Origin of the sequence: Bartonella australis AUST/NH1 (assembly GCF_000341355.1) — a bacterium.
GTDB classification, from domain to species: Bacteria; Pseudomonadota; Alphaproteobacteria; order Rhizobiales; family Rhizobiaceae; genus Bartonella; species Bartonella australis.
In genome coordinates, this window is sequence record NC_020300.1 from 1,357,501 (window position 1) to 1,373,296 (window position 15,796).

Here is a 15,796-nt window from a genome sequence, read left to right on the forward strand (position 1 = left end):
AGCTATGATCTTATTGTTGATCAAGCCATCCTTGATGACGCGGATATATTCACCGATGACGAGGCACAACAAGAAACGCAAAAAGTTGGACTTGCTTTAAGAAAAATAAACCGAAACCCTCCGGCTTCATCGCCCGCTGATTCTACGAAATTTGGGGATTTATCCTCTGACTCCAAATCCACTGAGGTGCCTGAGGTGCGCATTACTCAGGAAAATGTCACCATTTCCCCTCAAAGTCATCGGATCGATCTCGCAAAAAACTATGTTGAAGATATTATTCCGATCCATAAAAAACAAAAAATATCAGAGGCTCTCAAAAAAGCCAATTATACACAAGAACAGATCGAGCAAGTTGCAGAGGCTTTAGCAACCTTTAACCATTCGGACGTACTCAAAGAGAAAAATCTTTTGCGCATTGGCATCGTTACACAACATGGAGAAGAAGACCATCTTGTGAGAGCGAGCATTTATCAAGGAATGCAACATATTCTCACCATCGCGTTAGATGATCATAACAAATTTGTCGAAAGCGCAGAACCAGAAATGTCGCGCGCGCTCAAAACGACATTTCAAAATGGTATTCCCCTTTCTTATGTCGATGCAACGCAGCTTCCAACAACTTATGACGCTATTTACCGCGCTATCTTGAGCCATAATTTATCGCAATCTCTGGCGCGGCGCCTCATTCGTTTGCTTGCAACCAATATTGATATGAAAAGCCGCATTACGCCGGCCGACCGATTAGAAATATTCTATGCTGTGCCAAAGGAAAAAGCAGAGAAGAAAAATAACGAAAAAAGCTCAAAAGCTGAAAATCTCACTGCTGATATAGATCCTGAGGTCTATTATATTAGCGCCACCATCGGCAACGTAACGCACAAATATTATCTTTATCGATCAGCAGATGGCAGTGTCGATTATTATGATTCAGAAGGAAAAAGTTCTAGACCTTTCCTCCTCCGAAAACCTGTCCCAAATGCTGTTTTTGGCTCGCCCTTTGGACCTCGTAAACACCCTATTTTAAGCTATGTGAGAATGCATACAGGTGTTGATTGGGTTGCACCTAAAGGGTCACCCATTATTGCAGTCGGCGATGGCGTTGTTACAAGAGTGGGAATAGCAGGCGGTTACGGAAATCATACTGAAATTCAACATGCTAATGGTTATGTGAGCAGTTATTCACATCAAAGCAGCTATGCACCGGAAATCAAACCGGGTGTTAAAGTCCAACAAGGGCAAATCATCGGATATGTTGGATCAAGTGGGCTTGCAACCGGACCCCATTGTCATTTTGAAATCATTGTCAATGGCACGAAAGTTAATCCTATGCGCATTCGCCTTCCTGACAGCAAAACTTTAACAAATCAAGATCTGCAAGCATTCATGCAGGAAAGAGACAATATTGATTCTGTTATCAATAGCCCTCTGACGCAGCCAGAAAGTTCTTCCTAAGAGGCTTTCAGAAAAATCCTCACTTTTTAAAATTCTTCCCCGAGAAAAAACTCAAAACAGCCTCCATAAAAAAGCCTAAAGAGGGAAATACCCTCACCTGGGGGAATCAAGAGAAAGAGAAAAATATCGGGAAAAGAGTACTTTTCTAAAAAGCTGCCAGTGCGTCGCGGAAAAATCTCGGGCGGCCTTTTAAGAAGCGGCGGGTGGGTCGGAAGAGTTACCTTCTTTAAGTTTCGGCAAAGGAATTGTAACCTTTGTCCCGCCTAAATCGGATTTTTCGAAAATTGATTGTTCTCCAAATTGCATACAAAGCTGTTCTACAACCAAACGGCCGAGGCCTGTTTTTTGTTGCGGGTTTTGGCTGCCCATACCTACGCCGTCATCTTCAACGATGAGCGTCATTTGGCCATTCGCTTGGGGCCCAAAGGAAATATAAATATGTCCTGAGCGGTGATGAGGAAAAGCGTGTTTCAGAGAGTTTGTTAGGAGTTCTCCCAAGATGATCCCGAGCGTTGTAGCGTCCCTTGAAGATAATCGGCACTCTTTAAAAGAAGTATGGATGGTAATGTTTTCGCGCAATTCAAAAGGCACAGCGAGTTCAACGTCGTGAACAACCGAACTTAAAAACTCTGCCAATAAAGTAGTTTCCATATCATCGCACAAACGTAAACGGCGATGTGCTGTAGAAATTGTCTGAATGCGATCACGTGCAGCGCCCAGAACAGAACGAACTTCCTCATTTTTACTACGATTTAACTGCAAACCAAGCAAAGAAGAAACTGTGCTAAGAGAATTTCCAATGCGATGACTGGCATCTTGCAAAAGCATCTCGACACGCCGGCGTTCTTTTTCGGCATGATTACGAGCTTTTTCCAATTCCTGTGTTCGCTCTTTTACACGAGTTTCGAGAGCTGCATTTTCACTATGAAGCAGCGATTGGTATATTTTTAAATACCGGACGTCGCGACGAAAACGATTAATCGCAAAATAAGCTGAAATAAAAGTGCTCACAACAGAAACAATCGCTGCCAGTGTTAAGGCTGCACGCATCATCGCTATACCATCGCGATGTTTTTGCCGTACAATGTCATCCCCATTGATAAAGCTTGCCATTAATTGGGCCAAACGCGCAACTTGTATCTTCTTAATTTCGGGAAAAGAAAGGGGTTCTTCCGGTGTATCAGGGAATGAATCAATGGCCACCATATGGGCACTCATAACGGCTTTGCGTGCTTCGACTTCCTTTTTAAAAGCAGTGAACCATTCATACCATTGCGGGTGGGCGTAAACGATAAGGGCCGTATAATCAAGAATATTCTCGAGATTACGAACTGCATTTTCAAAGCGAGCTTTGTCTTCTACTTTGCGACTGCTTGCGTAACTCCGGTCAGCAACAGCCATATCAATCAAATTAATGAGCACCAAATCAGCTTGTTCACGTAGCTCTGAACTTGTGTTTAACTGCGCAATTTCCCGATCAACTGCATTGGATAAAAGCATAATAAAGGTCGACGCCAAAAAAGCCATCAAAAGAGAAATTATAATCGCTAACCAGCGCCAGCGTAAGATCACTGAATCAGAAGTTGGCATTTTAGGAAGCAAATTTGTCTTCGTTGTCATATAATTTCCATCGGCGGGCCTGACAGTCGACATTCTTTGATATGTAAGGGGATTGTTTTATCGATCATGGCGCAAAAAGAAAAAAGCCTGATGAACGCTTTTATACAGGCTCCTTTTATTTCCCCCACAGATACACAAAAATTACTCTGGATCTCCCCAGAATGCCGACCTGCTGTAATAGCTATGACGAGAATAAAAAAAACAAGACTATCCACCATAATTACCACGTTCTTTTAGTTGTTAAACGAGCACAATGTGCTTCCAGCCGAATAAGAATCAGGACCGTAATCAGATTCACCATCTATCCCGAGAAGTCCTTGCAACCGGTTGCGCGCTCTGCTAACACGGCTTTTAATCGTGCCAACGGCGCACCCACAAATTGCTGCCGCATCTTCGTAAGAAAAACCAGACGCACCAATTAAAATGATGGCTTCCTTCTGGTCAGCAGACAGCATGTCTAATGCCTTCTTAAAATCCTGTAAATCCAGCGATCCATACTGAGCAGGGTGAATGGCTACGCTTTGAGTAAATGTACCGTCAGTATCTTGAACTTCCCTCCCTCTTTTACGCATTTGACTATAAAATTCATTTCGTAAAATAGTAAAAAGCCACGCTTTAATATTCGTCCCTATTTCGAAGCTATCTTGCTTAGCCCACGCTTTCACGACGGTATCTTGCACCAAATCTTCAGCTTTATCGTGCTTACCACTAAGAGAAATAGCAAAAGCCCGCAAAGCGGGAAGAATCAAGAGTAATTCTTTTTTAAAATCTTTCGTGCCCGCTGTCATAAAGGATCAAACCTTTTCTGCCCGGCCTGAGCTAGCGCGCTCCGCTTGATCCAATTTTTCCAACAATTCCAGCAGCTGTATTGGAATAGTTTCTTCTTGAACCTTCATATAAAATTGGCGTAATTTCAGGGCTATTTCGCTATTAACTCCGAGAAGGTCATCTCCAAATGTGAAGTGACCGGCGAGACTTTTTTCACCGCTATCGTTCATTTTTCATCCCCCTAACCCATATAGTAGCATATAGAAGGTTTTCCCTTCATAGTTGTAAATATAGTTGCATCTGAAAAGTTCCATATAAAAACGGAACTTTTTCCTATGTGGGGAGTTCCAATTAATCAAAGTGCCTTCAAAGGCCGAAGGAGTTACATATCATGTCATTATCAGCGCGTATTGCACCATATTTGCCTTATCTTCGACGTTTTGCTCGATCCGTAACAGGAAGCCAATCGTCAGGGGATGCTTATGTATCGGCTATGTTAGAAGCACTCATTACCGATCTTTCCATTTTTCCCCGAGCGTCTAGTGATCGCATTGGCACTTATCAGCTCTTTTGTCATCTCTTCGACCAAACCACGCCCAATATCCCTGAACCGCTACCGCAATTTGGTCTTGAACAAAAAGCAAATGCAAAATTATCCTACTTAACGCCACGCGCGCGCCAAGCATTTTTGCTCATTGCTGTCGAGGGGTTTAATGAGCGCGAAGCAAGCGAAATCATGAATCTTGATACGCAGGAGTTCCGCCAATTCCTTAATCAAGCATCTATTGATATTTCTCAACAAATCGCCACGCAGGTCATGATTATTGAGGATGAGCCTCTCATTGCTATGGATATCGAACAAATGGTAGAAAGTCTCGGACACCAAGTTGTGGGAATTGCACGCACCCGCGATGAAGCCGTCGTCATGTATCGCCAAAAAAAACCACGGATGATTTTGGCTGATATTCAATTAGCCGATAATAGTTCTGGCATTGATGCAGTTAATGATATTTTACAGGATGACCCCATCCCGGTGATCTTCATCACTGCTTTTCCCGAAAGGTTGCTGACCGGGGAGCGTCCTGAGCCAACTTTTCTGGTAACTAAGCCTTTTAATCCTGATATGGTCAAAGCGCTGATCTCACAAGCTTTATTTTTTCAAGAAAATGCTTCCAAAGCCGCTTAATACAAGATAAATTTTCGATCATGATTGTCACGCCCGTCTCCGCTCCGCCTATGGACAGATCTCATCTCAGTGCTTTAATGCAAGCAATCCGTAGCGCTGGTATTTGCGTCTTATATCAAACAACAAATTTGACATATTTATGGGCTGAAAATCTACCTAAGCATCTGCATAATAAATGGCGGGTAGGGTGTCGTGATAGTGATTTTTTTTCGCTTGATCTTGCAGATAATATGGAAACTATCAAATTACAGGTTTTAGCCACTGGCAAAAAGCAGACTATCGAAGCGCGATTTGAAGATATGGCAAAACAGGCTATTTGGTATAAATTTTCTGTCGATTGTCACCGCAATGATAACGGGGAAGTTATCGGCATTATCACTACTGGTGTCGATATCTCGGGGCTACGACGACGCGAGCATGTGCTAAAAGTACTTTTGCGAGAAGTCAGTCACCGCTCTAAAAATCTTTTGGCAATCATCCAAAGCATTGCCAGCCAGACTGCGCGCTATACAGAATCGCTTCACGTTTTTTTACGAAAATTTCAAGGACGCATTCATTCTCTCTCTAATTCTCAAGATCTTGTCACTGATTCCGATTGGCGTGGTGCCCAATTTCGTGAATTGGTGCAATCACAAGCCCTAGGTTATCTAGCTAAAGAAATAGAGCGATTTTCCATCGAGGGTGTCGATCCTTATCTTTTTCCAAATGCCGCTTTACATATCGGCTTGGCCTTCCACGAATTGATTGTCAATTCACTCTCTTTTGGCGCTTTATCGCAAGAAGGAGGAAATGTCACTGTGCGCTGCGAAATTCAAAAAAAAGTCGATGAAAATACGCAGCTTGTCATTACCTGGAGTGAAAATTTTGAAGCTGGGACAATTCTTTCAGAGCATAATAAATCCTGCTTTGGTAGTACAGTCTTAGAGAAAATTGTCCCCATTTCCGTCAATGGTTCAGCCTCTTTAAAATTGACAAAAGAAGGGCTCGTTTATTGCCTTTATGTCCCTGATAGTTACTTTGATACCTTGGCTTAAAATTGTCCTGCGTCCAACGTAATATAAAAGCCAATAGCGCTCCGATAGAGTGCCTCTAGCGTTCGTACGATTTTTCCTTAGGGAAAATATTCCCCTACCCTACGCCTCCCTCAGCAAAATATCACCCCCTGTGCTATAAGCGGAGCCTCCCCTGTGCTGTGAAGCTATTGGAACAAAGAGAATTTAAAATCGTTTAAACCGGAGATACCATTATTGCTGACAGATTATTTTCAATATCGTCAACTTCTATATCCGGAAACTCTTTATGCATCCTTTTATTTCTATTCTTCTTCTTATTTCATGTACAGACGATTTTGGAAGCTGTTATTCTGACAATACGATGGTTGAAGTCTATTCAACGGCACAGGCATGTGAAAAAGCTATGATTCCATCAGTCAAAAAATTCGCATATTCTGGACAACAAATCTTCGCTCAATGTACAAATATCCGTGCAAATTTAAATCAACAAAAAGTGACTCTTGTATGGTCCATAACAAGCCAAGGAGACCTTTTTCTTAAAGAAAAAATATAAATATAATGCACACACCGTACCTAAAAGAGACATTCTATGGTGCCGATCTTCCCTTTATACACTAAATGCATTGCATAAAAGGCTTTAAGGGCATAAACTCGCCGGATTTTAACGTGGGAATTCGTAGAAGAACGTAATATGGTAGATAAGCAGACAATTTATACGCCGAGCAATCAGCACAGTGAGCAACATGTCCCCCCTGCCCAAGATCAGCCCTTAGATCCTGCAGTAGAACGTGTAAGGAAGAAGCTCATGCGCTTGATGATGATTGCTGTATCGGTCACCATCATCCTTATTCTCGCAGTATTTGTTGGGATCATATACAAAGTTACAACATATGAGCCAGCCTCAAAACAAATAAAATCTTTCCCTCATCTATATAATAATCCACAAACCTTGCATCATATTTTGTCTTTCCCAAAAGGAACGCAAATTTTATCGCAAAGCCTTTCAGAACATAAGATTGTTTTGAAGATTGTAACACCAGACCAACAAATAAAATTCATGATTTATAATTATGACACCGGCGCACTTGTAGCTACTTTCTCCGTGGAAGAAACGGAAGAAGCGCCTGTCACGCAGTCTCCTCAGGAATGATAATTTACAGCTGGCCGTCAGATATTTTCCTCTGCTGAAGAAGTTGCCATTCTACGCCGGCGTGGCTTTTTCTGTGCTTCTTCGCTCAATAAAGGGAGGGAAACTACTCCCGGAGGGGTGGCTTTTTTCTCAGAAAATTCTGAATTTTTCTGTGAAAATTCAAAGGACGGTTCTTCTTGAGGACGCGCGGCGCGGCGCCGTGGAAGACGGCGTGTTTTTTTGGCAGTTTCAGAACTCTCTCCAGCAATCTTATTTTTTGGGCTAGCATCGTTAGCCAATGCGTCACAGGCCTGTCCATTTTGCCCTATGCTTCTTCGTTCATCACTGTTTCTTCTTGGCTGTTCTCGCGCCATAAGCTCGTCGGAATTGACATCATCCTCTTTGACGTCCTCAGCGCTTATTTCTTCATTATCTTGCTCACTATTTTCGTCACGCTGGGCGGACTGGGTCATTTGTCCTGCTGCCGATAAGATAATACGCAGATAATGTTCAGCATGTTGCAGGTAATTCTCAGACATAACACGATCGCCAGCCCCCTGCGCATCGCGAGCAAGGCTCACATATTTATCGGCAATTTGCTGTGCATTCCCACGAATTTTAGCATCCGGACCATTACTTTCATAATTCCGAGATAATGGATTAGGACCGCGACGATTATTGTTATTATTATTGCGACCGCGTGCCCGTCTATTCTGCTGTGGCCTCATATTTATCCCTTTTGGAGTATGTCTGTCTTTATTGACACTTCTTTGTTATATATCGACTTTATAACTTCGTTACATTATCGATGTTGATAATGTTGATCATGTTCAAAATACGGTTATTACATCGTCCCCGCTTCACTTTACTCAAATGACACCTATTGATATTTGATAAAAGCATATATTTTTTGAAAATCACAAAAACAGCGAGGAGTGCTTAAACACGAAATCCCCTATTCCTCTGTTAACAGGCAGGAACCTAGTGATATTCACATAAAATGCCAAGTGTTTTTTTCAAATAATCTATATTTCATTTAAAAAGAGCAACCATCTTGTGGAAAAACAACAAAAAACAGGAACACACACGCAATATATCAATAATATACTAACAAAAAACGAATTTAATGAACTTTCTTTTGGAGCAATTATCTTTCAAAATTGTCCGTATTCCCCTAGTTTTTTGCTTATTCAGCTTACGAACTCCACATAAGCATAGCCTCTACTCCGCTTTAAAGCAATCCTCTTTCGATAATCTTTTCATCCCCCTCTTAATATCTTCTCCATTTGCAGTTCAACCAATATAGAGTATCCTCCAAGAGCCGAGCCCAAAAATAGGTAACTCTTTTTATCAAAATTTGTTCAATGATATTGCGAATTTTCCACTTCTATATATTTTTGTCAAATTTGTTATTCAGACAGCAAACACTCCTCCAAAAACAAAATAATACGGTTTCGTTCTTTTGAATCATTACAAAAAATAATCAGCCTCTTATCAAAAAATTACACCTCTCCTCAAAAAGATAAAATATTCAAAATTCGGAAATCCTCTTAAAAATGCAAAAAACACACCCACCCTCTCATGCCCTCAATTTAGAAATTACGGCCCTTAAGTTTTAAATATGGATTAACATTAGTATGAAACGCACTCTTCCCTTTGTTGAACTCCCTAACGCGAAAACCCTGTTTGCAAAACGAGCACAACGTTTCACCGATTTAGCTATCATAAATTTAACTAAAGAAGATCTCCCCTTTTTTGCTAATTTTTGCGACGCTCAGCAACAATCGGCCATAAAATTTAAAGATTTCGCTTTTCCACTTTATCGTTTTGGAACCCCTTCTTCTCCCCCTTTTAATCGGTCAAAATTGCTCTTTTTAGGATTTTATGAAAGTGTTGTTGAAGATTTTCTTAAACAGATGTCGACGTGTATCCTCCCTACGACGAAACGCGAAGCCCTCGCTTACGCCCAGCAGCAAAAAGACCAATGGCGCCCATGGGGACATGACCTCTTAAATCACACCCTCCCCCAGCAACAACCAACATACTACTACCTCTTCATTGCTGGCGTCTTACAAATTATCTATTCCCTCACAGCTTCACAGCTCATTCCTCACACATTAATACCGCAAAAAAATAACCTCTGCCCCGCCTGCGGCGGTACCCACTCAGCCAGCGTGATTGCTACAAGCCACGGCTCAAACGAAGAGGCGCGCTTTTGCTCTTGCCTCTATTGCGGCACTTTATGGCGCTACGCGCAAGCTCGATGCACTTTTTGTGCATCGGCGCAGAGTACCTCCTCCTATAATATCGGAAAAAGCTCAGGCAACATTTTGGCCGAGACTTGCGACGCCTGCAAACGTTATTGCATACAACTCAATCAACACAAAGAACCCTCTTTAAACGTCTTCGCCGACGACATCGACACACTTACGCTTGATTGTTTACCGCATACCCTCCCTCATTTTAAACACGGAAACTTCAACCCTTTTTTAAAAGGGAACCCCTAACCACTCACTTTGTATCCGCGCAAAAAAAGAAAACCAAAACGCTTCACACGCCTAAATCGGCACTCTGTCGCATCCTCAACCCTCTTCCTCGATAAAGTAGATCGCCCCAGACGGCCAAGAAACCACACAAAATATCAGAAAACGCACTCCCTCAAAAAATACGCAAACATAATCTCACAAAAAGCTTGACCCCCAAACCTTTTTGTGACATAACAGGCGAAGGATAGTATCCTCCATTTTTTAAAGACAAACACGAAGACACACCCGACAACTGCGATTATACCCGCAGTTGCCGGTAGTGCTATGGAACATGTGGTGGCCCCAGAAAGAGACCCGAACTACAGGGAGAAGTAGCAAGCGCGATACTTTCATAATCAGCCACCCGGCCCGCGCCATGATCAAGCGCCGGAACCTCTGTAAAGTATCGATAATAATGCGGCAAATTTATGACAAAGAAAAACATTTTTAAATTAATTAAAAATCGCCACATCTCTTTTTTCGCAAAAATTGCCTAAAATTGGCGGATTTTGCCCCAGTGCCTAGCTTTAAAAATACGGAGGGCCAGGAAAATTGCCACCATCGATCATTTTTCTCTTTAAAATCGATGAAAATAATCGAAGTTAAAAGACGTTTTACAAATATTTTAGGTGCAGTCATTATTACGCTGAAATGAGCCAATAGCTAAAATAGCCGTCCCGTGGATCCCAGTTTCTGCTTGCATCAATTCCGGCAAACCTTAGAAAGAAGTGCAAAATACCCCACAGGATGCTGTACGCTGCAAAAATTGAGATTTCATAGCTACATCCCAATTTCTAAAATACTCCATAATATCTCTTAAATTTTCAGCAATAAGCGGCCTTTTTAAAAATCTAAAAATGTGCGCGTTCTTTACGTTTTTCATCGTCATTTTCACGCATGAAGCAATCACGTAGGAGAAAATAGTTCCCATCTCCCGGTCGCACCATTTTAATACACTTCTCCTTTGTCTTATCAGAGACCTTTTCCCACATTTTACGAACCGCAAAATAAGCTTCGCTTTCTACAGCAAAGCAACGCTGATAAACCTCTTTCATCGTACCGGGGACTGCTAAAGCAGAAATTTCTTTACAGTAAACGCGTGAATCAAATGCCGGAATGGTCAGTTCGACAGGAGCTTGTCGCGGGATTTCTTCTTTTAAAAAAAGGAAGCCAATACCCGCTTTAATCATAAAATACAAAACCGACGCGCAGACAAGCACTGTACAGATAAAAACGATTTTACTCTGTGATGCCTCATGATGAACTCTCTGCCCCACGCGGTTTCTTTTTTCCGTCAATACTATGTCCTTCAACGTATCAAGGTTAACTTTCTACAAAAGAAAAAGTTATAAATCGTCATAACCTAAAAAGATGTGTATTATCAATCTTCTTATATCAAAAAGCAATGGCTCGTTTTATGAAAAAATAAAAGATTTCCTCCTCCGCAGCACCATCTAATAAATAGGCTAGAATCTCGACTTTTCCAATATCCGCACAGTTCACCAGTATGAAAAAAGGAAGACTGATCAGTACCATTTTTGCTTATTTTTTATGAAGATTCCGAATAAAAAGCCAGAATGGTGTATAAATTGATCTCACCTTCAATAAATTTGATAGGAAGAAAATCTAAAAAATCGAAACCTTCGTTATTCTTCTCTGAAGGCCAATGCTCTACCCTTTAAATTAACGCTTTACCTTAGATATTTATCACGAAAGCAGATAGAATAAAAAATTTGTCCTTTTATTGAGGTTCCTGATTTTTTACTAACATTATGATTACCAACAATTTTGCTTGTGGCCAAAGCGGTCCGTGGCCACAATCCAGCGTGATAATGATGGCTCTATTTGGACGAGGTGGGCGGGCTTATTAACGGCGGGAGGTTTTATCCAACCTGCGCAAGATGGTGGCGCATTCCTTTGACACCCCACCAAGAGCAAGACAGAGGTGAAAAGGAGAAAGAGACAAAACTTCATCATTGATTTTCTCACGATTTTGAAAAGCCATTTCAGCTTGGACAAGAATTTTTGTACGTTCAGAAGAACGGCCGTAAAAAACACAACACGCTCCAGCAGAGAGAACGAGGATAACCCCTATAAAAGCAGCAACGAAGCGCCAACAAAACAAAACAGGCATCGATATCATTCCCTCGTCCGGCGGATATACATCCAAATGCCCATTATTGCGGCTAAAACCATGACAGTAGCTAAAGCCCACTGCGCAGGGCCATATCCAGTAAAAATTCCTGTTAAACCTGAAAAAGATCCCATAAGTGGTGCTAAAATTTCAACATTTAAAAGAGAATCACTCTTTGGGGCCTCCACCCCTTGATAATTGGAGGCAACATAAGCTCCCTTAGTCCATAAGCCTGATTCAGCTGAACGCCGATGGACGAGCCCTTGTAAGCGTTGTCCACCTGCTTTAGTCCATTTTTGCAATTCGGCCGGCACAGCTTCATAATGACCTTTATTAAGCTTTTTTAAGAGTGTAGAATTGCGAAAAGCTTCTGTTCCGATATTATAGCAAAAGGACACGAGAGCTGTGAATTGCCCATCGGTTAAAGGACAAGAAACCTCCTGTTCAACAACCTTTTCAAATTGTTTTAAATCGCGGCGCAGAATGGTGTCTGCTTGGCTTTGCGTGATTTTCATACCGTCTTGAACAAAAGGTTCCCCCGCCTTTACTGTATGGCCGTAACCAATTGTCCAAACACCGGCGGTATCTTGATAAGCCTGCAGACGGAGGCCTTCCCATTGTTTAATGAGTTCTAATCCTTCTTTTGATATTTTTCGCATATTATTTATCCTATAAAAAAGCCCGCCCCTGTGAAATTGACAAGGCAGCGGGACCAATATCGATATTATTTTGTGATGTATCTTAACTTTTGCTTCGAGATCTTTTTAAGCTTTGGTGAGGTTTTTTAATTTTTCCTCAAGGTCGCTCACGCGCTGCAACAATTGAGCATAATCCTGGTTGCGTTTTTTATCTTCACGCTTTGCGTCTTTGCGTATTTGATCTAAAAGTCCATTTAAGGGAGCATGCCCCATTTGTCCGCCTGAATAAATAACAATACGAATATGTTCAGGATCACCAATATCAGCAATAGAAAATGGAAAAAGTGCCATTCTCTCACCCCGTTTTTCTTTTATAAATAAAATATTATAGCTATAATTCATTGTCCGCCATTTGTACGGATACGCCTCACCACAGCCCCTCAAATACCTGCTGTCGCCAACTACTCATTTAGGTAGATTTTGCCGCAAAACTTGAATAACCATTGTGATGACCAAAATGATCGGAAAATGGCTTAAGCCCCCTTTGCCCACTTTCGCACAGGAGGAACCAAAAGGTGAATAATGCCTCTCTTAATATGTGAGCACTCTTTTCTTCTAGTTTTACCCTTGATCGATGATAAAGAAAAAACCGTGTTCTTTTTCTTGAATGAGGCGTTATAAGCAAAATTAGGCGTTCCATAGCCCACCATGACAAATATTTTGAAAACCCTCTAATACAGATAGGAGGCTCAGTTTTTATACTTTAATTGCGTAAACGACGGCTATATTGACAGGGCGTGTTTCTGGGCCCCCTGTTGCTTTTAATGTCAGTGTGTGGCTATGTTGTCCTGAAGCACCTGTGAGCTTCTCTTCTCTATTACCACATATATAATCGTGAATACCACCCTGCCCTGTCCATGAGTAATACGGTTTTGTGGGCTCTAGGTATTTATGTGCATGCCCACCATTTTCACTTATTGTCCCTTGATGGGTATGGGCTTTAAAAGATTCTTCTTGCCTGCTTCCTAAGACACGCCCTTTATCAAGCCCTCTTTCACTATCCAATCCACGCAAAAACATTCCCCGTAAATCAGGAATATTGAATGTTGTTGTTCCATCGCCTATTCCCCATATCCCGCCGATAGCGGCAAAAAGGTTCGCATATTCCTCTCGCGAATATTCTTTTCCGTCGCATAAAAGCCAGCCTGTAGGCACATTTTTCATAGCAAAAGTTGCGATAAAGCCTGACGGAAAAATTTGAGGAAATGTCGGATTTGTCAGACACCACCCATCTTTATCGTCCCCGCCAATGCCCAAATGATAGACGAGTTCGTAGAGACCACCCTCTTGAATTTCCCCACCAGTTAAGGTTTCTAGGCCATTTTGCGTTGTCTTATAGACGGGTTGAGCCAATAATTGATTCAAAGCGATATTTGTTTCTCCCCTGTTCGTTCCTTGTGCTTTAAAACGGACAACAATATCGTTTGCATAGGCAGCGATAGGAGACTTCGTAATCAAGCGAATCTCTGTTATATCCTCGTAACTATTTGCCACAAATTGCGTATCAATGGCACCGCCATTATCGGAGAGATATTCTCTGAATCGCTGCATCATGGCACGCGCACTATCATTCACTGAGCTTGGAGGTTGTCCTTCTGCCCAGTTTATAATTTCGTCGGCGCGGGCATTTTCCGGCGCTATAAGCGACCAATCATAAATTGTACTCATAAGATATGTCCTTTTTTCAGGAAACCAAGAAAAGAAAAGAGGGCGAAGATGATATTTTTGAGGGATTTGACCTTCTTTATTCTGAAGCCAATTTTGTTATAATCAACGTGTAATAATTTTGTTTTTACGTTGACGTAAACAGCCGCGGGGTTCAGACGTACTAAATCTTGGGCCATAACCCCCCGATAGCGTTGAGGGTCGCCTTTGTAATTAAAGTCGTAAAGGGGGTAGCCATTTTTCTCTCCTACACGCACGACATTTTCTTTTACTCTAGCGTCAGAAAGACCGATCACACCGCCGACTAATCCAAGGACGCGCTGTAAATCTTGTAAAGGGTCTTTTGTGATTGAAGGTATTGTTTTTGAGTTCTCAGTCTTAGTGCCGTAATTGCCGGCTGCCGTCGTACCAACCTGCAAGAGTTTTTCCAACCGGTTCCACGCTTGATTATCTTCTTCTGTCCATTTTTCACGATTGGCATCCAGAGCGTGCTGACGATTTGCATCTTGCACCATCCCGCCCTGCAAAGCATTTTTCTGAGCATTGCTTTGCCCTTGATAAAAGGCATTCGCCGCATTGACCTGATCGTACAATGAGCGGTCAATCATCTGATTGGCGTTCATCATATTGCTCACATCCTGATTATATTGTTGAGCCGCTGCTTTTGTTGCTAAAGCACCCAACTCATCGGTTAATACGCCGGTATGAGCGCCAGATCCATACCGCCCTGCTCCTGCCATTGATTGATTAATAGCGTCAGAAGTTTTACTGAGCGCATTGTTGAGCGCATCGTTGAATTTGTTATTGCTTCCAATAAAATTTCCCTTCGCCATATTGAGAAGATTATTGTAGCTTTGCGTCGGTGCATTCAGCCCCTGATTAAAAGTGGGGTTATTGTACTGGTTTGCCGCATTTTTAAGGCCGTTGATGGCGTTTTTTGTTGCATCGCTCAGGTCAGCATGTCGCTCGCCTTGGTAAGCATTCCCACCAATCCCTTGATTATACAAATTAAGCGCATCAGCGCTTGCTGTTTTTAAATTATTTGCAGCCCACGCAGGTGGGGCATTTGTTTGTGTGACTTTTTGGATTTGTGGCGTTGTTCTTCTGCTCATGGAATGAGAACCTTTCTGTAATGAATGAGGTTAACGGTATGTCCGTGATGGGCGAGCTTTTTGGCCCACCCGGATCTTCCAAGTGTTAGTATTTCATCGGCGTTGATTGTCCGCGCCCATTCTTCGATCTCATCGACTAATTTAACGAGTTTGAGCCCTCCTTCTCCAGCAAGATCGAGGATGACAACGCGTTTTTTCCCATTGTGGGTCCTTTCGATTTTAGTGATCCCGAAAGCGCTAAATTGGGTCTTATTTTTTAAAATCAGCCACAATTGTGTTTGTCCGCTGGCAATTTCTGCAGCGACAGTCGTTAAGCACACATCATCGGGAAACCGCTGAGCATATTTTTGCATAGCGCCATTGAGAGCATCGCGATAGGGTGCCATTTTTTCCTGTGGCCATTGATCTGTAAGATGAATAGAATAGGTATTTTGATCGTCTTGTTGGCCTGTCATGATTTTGTTTTTTCAGTCTTCCTGATGTTTCTCGTCTTT

General features: G+C 42.0%; 17 protein-coding genes (1 of these 17 cut by a window edge). 6 read left to right on the forward strand and 11 right to left on the reverse strand.

The window, feature by feature from the left end; genetic code table 11:
- Positions 1–1,452 carry the 3' portion of a M23 family metallopeptidase gene (locus BANH1_RS05860; protein WP_015398443.1) on the forward strand. It extends 537 nt beyond the left edge of the window, so only the last 1,452 of its 1,989 coding nucleotides appear in the window; the start codon falls outside the window, past its left edge; its stop codon occupies positions 1,450–1,452.
- 189 nt (positions 1,453–1,641) lie between these two features.
- Here the strand turns inward: BANH1_RS05860 and BANH1_RS05865 are convergent, their stop codons facing one another.
- The 3 genes from BANH1_RS05865 to BANH1_RS05880 form a co-directional block, all read right to left on the reverse strand.
- Entirely contained in the window at positions 1,642–3,072 is a 1,431-nt protein-coding gene (locus BANH1_RS05865) for a sensor histidine kinase (protein ID WP_015398444.1), read from the reverse strand.
- Positions 3,073–3,305: 233 nt separating this feature from the next.
- The gene (locus BANH1_RS05875) at positions 3,306–3,860 is read right to left on the reverse strand and encodes an RNA polymerase sigma factor (RefSeq protein WP_015398445.1); all 555 of its coding nucleotides are present in this window, start codon (positions 3,858–3,860) and stop codon (positions 3,306–3,308) included.
- Positions 3,861–3,866: 6 nt separating this feature from the next.
- Positions 3,867–4,070, reverse strand: coding sequence for a NepR family anti-sigma factor (locus tag BANH1_RS05880; RefSeq protein ID WP_015398446.1), 204 nt, complete (start codon positions 4,068–4,070; stop codon positions 3,867–3,869).
- Between the two features lie 161 nt (positions 4,071–4,231).
- Between BANH1_RS05880 and BANH1_RS05885 the strand changes: the two genes are divergently transcribed.
- The 4 genes from BANH1_RS05885 to BANH1_RS05900 all read left to right on the forward strand — a co-directional run bounded on the left by BANH1_RS05885 (position 4,232) and on the right by BANH1_RS05900 (position 7,189).
- Positions 4,232–5,026, forward strand: a complete 795-nt coding sequence (locus BANH1_RS05885; RefSeq protein ID WP_015398447.1) for a response regulator — start codon at positions 4,232–4,234, stop codon at positions 5,024–5,026.
- A gap of 20 nt (positions 5,027–5,046) precedes the next feature.
- Positions 5,047–6,060, forward strand: a complete 1,014-nt coding sequence (locus BANH1_RS05890) for a PAS domain-containing sensor histidine kinase (protein ID WP_015398448.1) — start codon at positions 5,047–5,049, stop codon at positions 6,058–6,060.
- 265 nt (positions 6,061–6,325) lie between these two features.
- A complete protein-coding gene (locus BANH1_RS05895; RefSeq protein WP_015398449.1) occupies positions 6,326–6,592 on the forward strand; it encodes a hypothetical protein in 267 nt (88 codons plus the stop codon).
- Positions 6,593–6,730: 138 nt separating this feature from the next.
- Positions 6,731–7,189 (forward strand): hypothetical protein, encoded by a 459-nt coding sequence (locus BANH1_RS05900; protein WP_015398450.1) that lies wholly within the window; start codon positions 6,731–6,733, stop codon positions 7,187–7,189.
- A 17-nt stretch (positions 7,190–7,206) separates the two neighbouring features.
- Here BANH1_RS05900 and BANH1_RS05905 read toward each other — a convergent pair whose 3' ends face one another.
- Entirely contained in the window at positions 7,207–7,896 is a 690-nt protein-coding gene (locus tag BANH1_RS05905; RefSeq protein ID WP_015398451.1) for a DUF4167 domain-containing protein, read from the reverse strand.
- A gap of 909 nt (positions 7,897–8,805) precedes the next feature.
- Between BANH1_RS05905 and fdhE the strand changes: the two genes are divergently transcribed.
- Entirely contained in the window at positions 8,806–9,675 is an 870-nt protein-coding gene (gene fdhE, locus BANH1_RS05910; protein ID WP_015398452.1) for a formate dehydrogenase accessory protein FdhE, read from the forward strand.
- An 869-nt stretch (positions 9,676–10,544) separates the two neighbouring features.
- On the opposite strand, the gene BANH1_RS05925 is transcribed toward fdhE, so the two are convergent.
- From BANH1_RS05925 to BANH1_RS05955, 7 genes are all read right to left on the reverse strand, one after another.
- Positions 10,545–10,970 carry a hypothetical protein gene (locus BANH1_RS05925; protein WP_144050552.1) on the reverse strand — a complete coding sequence of 142 codons (426 nt, stop codon included), beginning with the start codon at positions 10,968–10,970 and terminating at the stop codon, positions 10,545–10,547.
- 590 nt (positions 10,971–11,560) lie between these two features.
- Entirely contained in the window at positions 11,561–11,827 is a 267-nt protein-coding gene (locus BANH1_RS05930) for a hypothetical protein (protein ID WP_051039118.1), read from the reverse strand.
- Between the two features lie 5 nt (positions 11,828–11,832).
- Entirely contained in the window at positions 11,833–12,486 is a 654-nt protein-coding gene (locus BANH1_RS05935) for a lysozyme (RefSeq protein WP_015398455.1), read from the reverse strand.
- Between the two features lie 105 nt (positions 12,487–12,591).
- Positions 12,592–12,816, reverse strand: a complete 225-nt coding sequence (locus BANH1_RS05940) for a hypothetical protein (RefSeq protein ID WP_015398456.1) — start codon at positions 12,814–12,816, stop codon at positions 12,592–12,594.
- A 405-nt stretch (positions 12,817–13,221) separates the two neighbouring features.
- The gene (locus tag BANH1_RS05945) at positions 13,222–14,193 is read right to left on the reverse strand and encodes a phage tail protein (RefSeq protein WP_015398457.1); all 972 of its coding nucleotides are present in this window, start codon (positions 14,191–14,193) and stop codon (positions 13,222–13,224) included.
- Positions 14,190–15,302 carry a tail fiber domain-containing protein gene (locus BANH1_RS05950; protein WP_015398458.1) on the reverse strand — a complete coding sequence of 371 codons (1,113 nt, stop codon included), beginning with the start codon at positions 15,300–15,302 and terminating at the stop codon, positions 14,190–14,192. Before BANH1_RS05950 ends, BANH1_RS05945 begins: the two co-directional genes overlap by 4 nt.
- Positions 15,299–15,757 carry a hypothetical protein gene (locus BANH1_RS05955; RefSeq protein ID WP_015398459.1) on the reverse strand — a complete coding sequence of 153 codons (459 nt, stop codon included), beginning with the start codon at positions 15,755–15,757 and terminating at the stop codon, positions 15,299–15,301. The genes BANH1_RS05950 and BANH1_RS05955 overlap by 4 nt, the downstream gene beginning before the upstream one ends.
- Positions 15,758–15,796: the final 39 nt, after the last annotated feature.

Coding starts and splice junctions, on each gene's coding strand:
- BANH1_RS05945 (WP_015398457.1), bottom strand. CDS start 14,193: ATGAGTACAATTTATGATTGGTCGCTTATAGCGCCGGAAAATGCCCGC.
- BANH1_RS05955 (WP_015398459.1), bottom strand. CDS start 15,757: ATGACAGGCCAACAAGACGATCAAAATACCTATTCTATTCATCTTACA.
- BANH1_RS05865 (WP_015398444.1), bottom strand. CDS start 3,072: ATGACAACGAAGACAAATTTGCTTCCTAAAATGCCAACTTCTGATTCA.
- BANH1_RS05895 (WP_015398449.1), top strand. CDS start 6,326: ATGCATCCTTTTATTTCTATTCTTCTTCTTATTTCATGTACAGACGAT.
- BANH1_RS05880 (WP_015398446.1), bottom strand. CDS start 4,070: ATGAACGATAGCGGTGAAAAAAGTCTCGCCGGTCACTTCACATTTGGA.
- BANH1_RS05950 (WP_015398458.1), bottom strand. CDS start 15,302: ATGAGCAGAAGAACAACGCCACAAATCCAAAAAGTCACACAAACAAAT.
- BANH1_RS05940 (WP_015398456.1), bottom strand. CDS start 12,816: ATGGCACTTTTTCCATTTTCTATTGCTGATATTGGTGATCCTGAACAT.
- BANH1_RS05900 (WP_015398450.1), top strand. CDS start 6,731: ATGGTAGATAAGCAGACAATTTATACGCCGAGCAATCAGCACAGTGAG.
- fdhE (WP_015398452.1), top strand. CDS start 8,806: ATGAAACGCACTCTTCCCTTTGTTGAACTCCCTAACGCGAAAACCCTG.
- BANH1_RS05935 (WP_015398455.1), bottom strand. CDS start 12,486: ATGCGAAAAATATCAAAAGAAGGATTAGAACTCATTAAACAATGGGAA.
- BANH1_RS05875 (WP_015398445.1), bottom strand. CDS start 3,860: ATGACAGCGGGCACGAAAGATTTTAAAAAAGAATTACTCTTGATTCTT.
- BANH1_RS05890 (WP_015398448.1), top strand. CDS start 5,047: ATGATTGTCACGCCCGTCTCCGCTCCGCCTATGGACAGATCTCATCTC.
- BANH1_RS05885 (WP_015398447.1), top strand. CDS start 4,232: ATGTCATTATCAGCGCGTATTGCACCATATTTGCCTTATCTTCGACGT.
- BANH1_RS05905 (WP_015398451.1), bottom strand. CDS start 7,896: ATGAGGCCACAGCAGAATAGACGGGCACGCGGTCGCAATAATAATAAC.
- BANH1_RS05930 (WP_051039118.1), bottom strand. CDS start 11,827: ATGCCTGTTTTGTTTTGTTGGCGCTTCGTTGCTGCTTTTATAGGGGTT.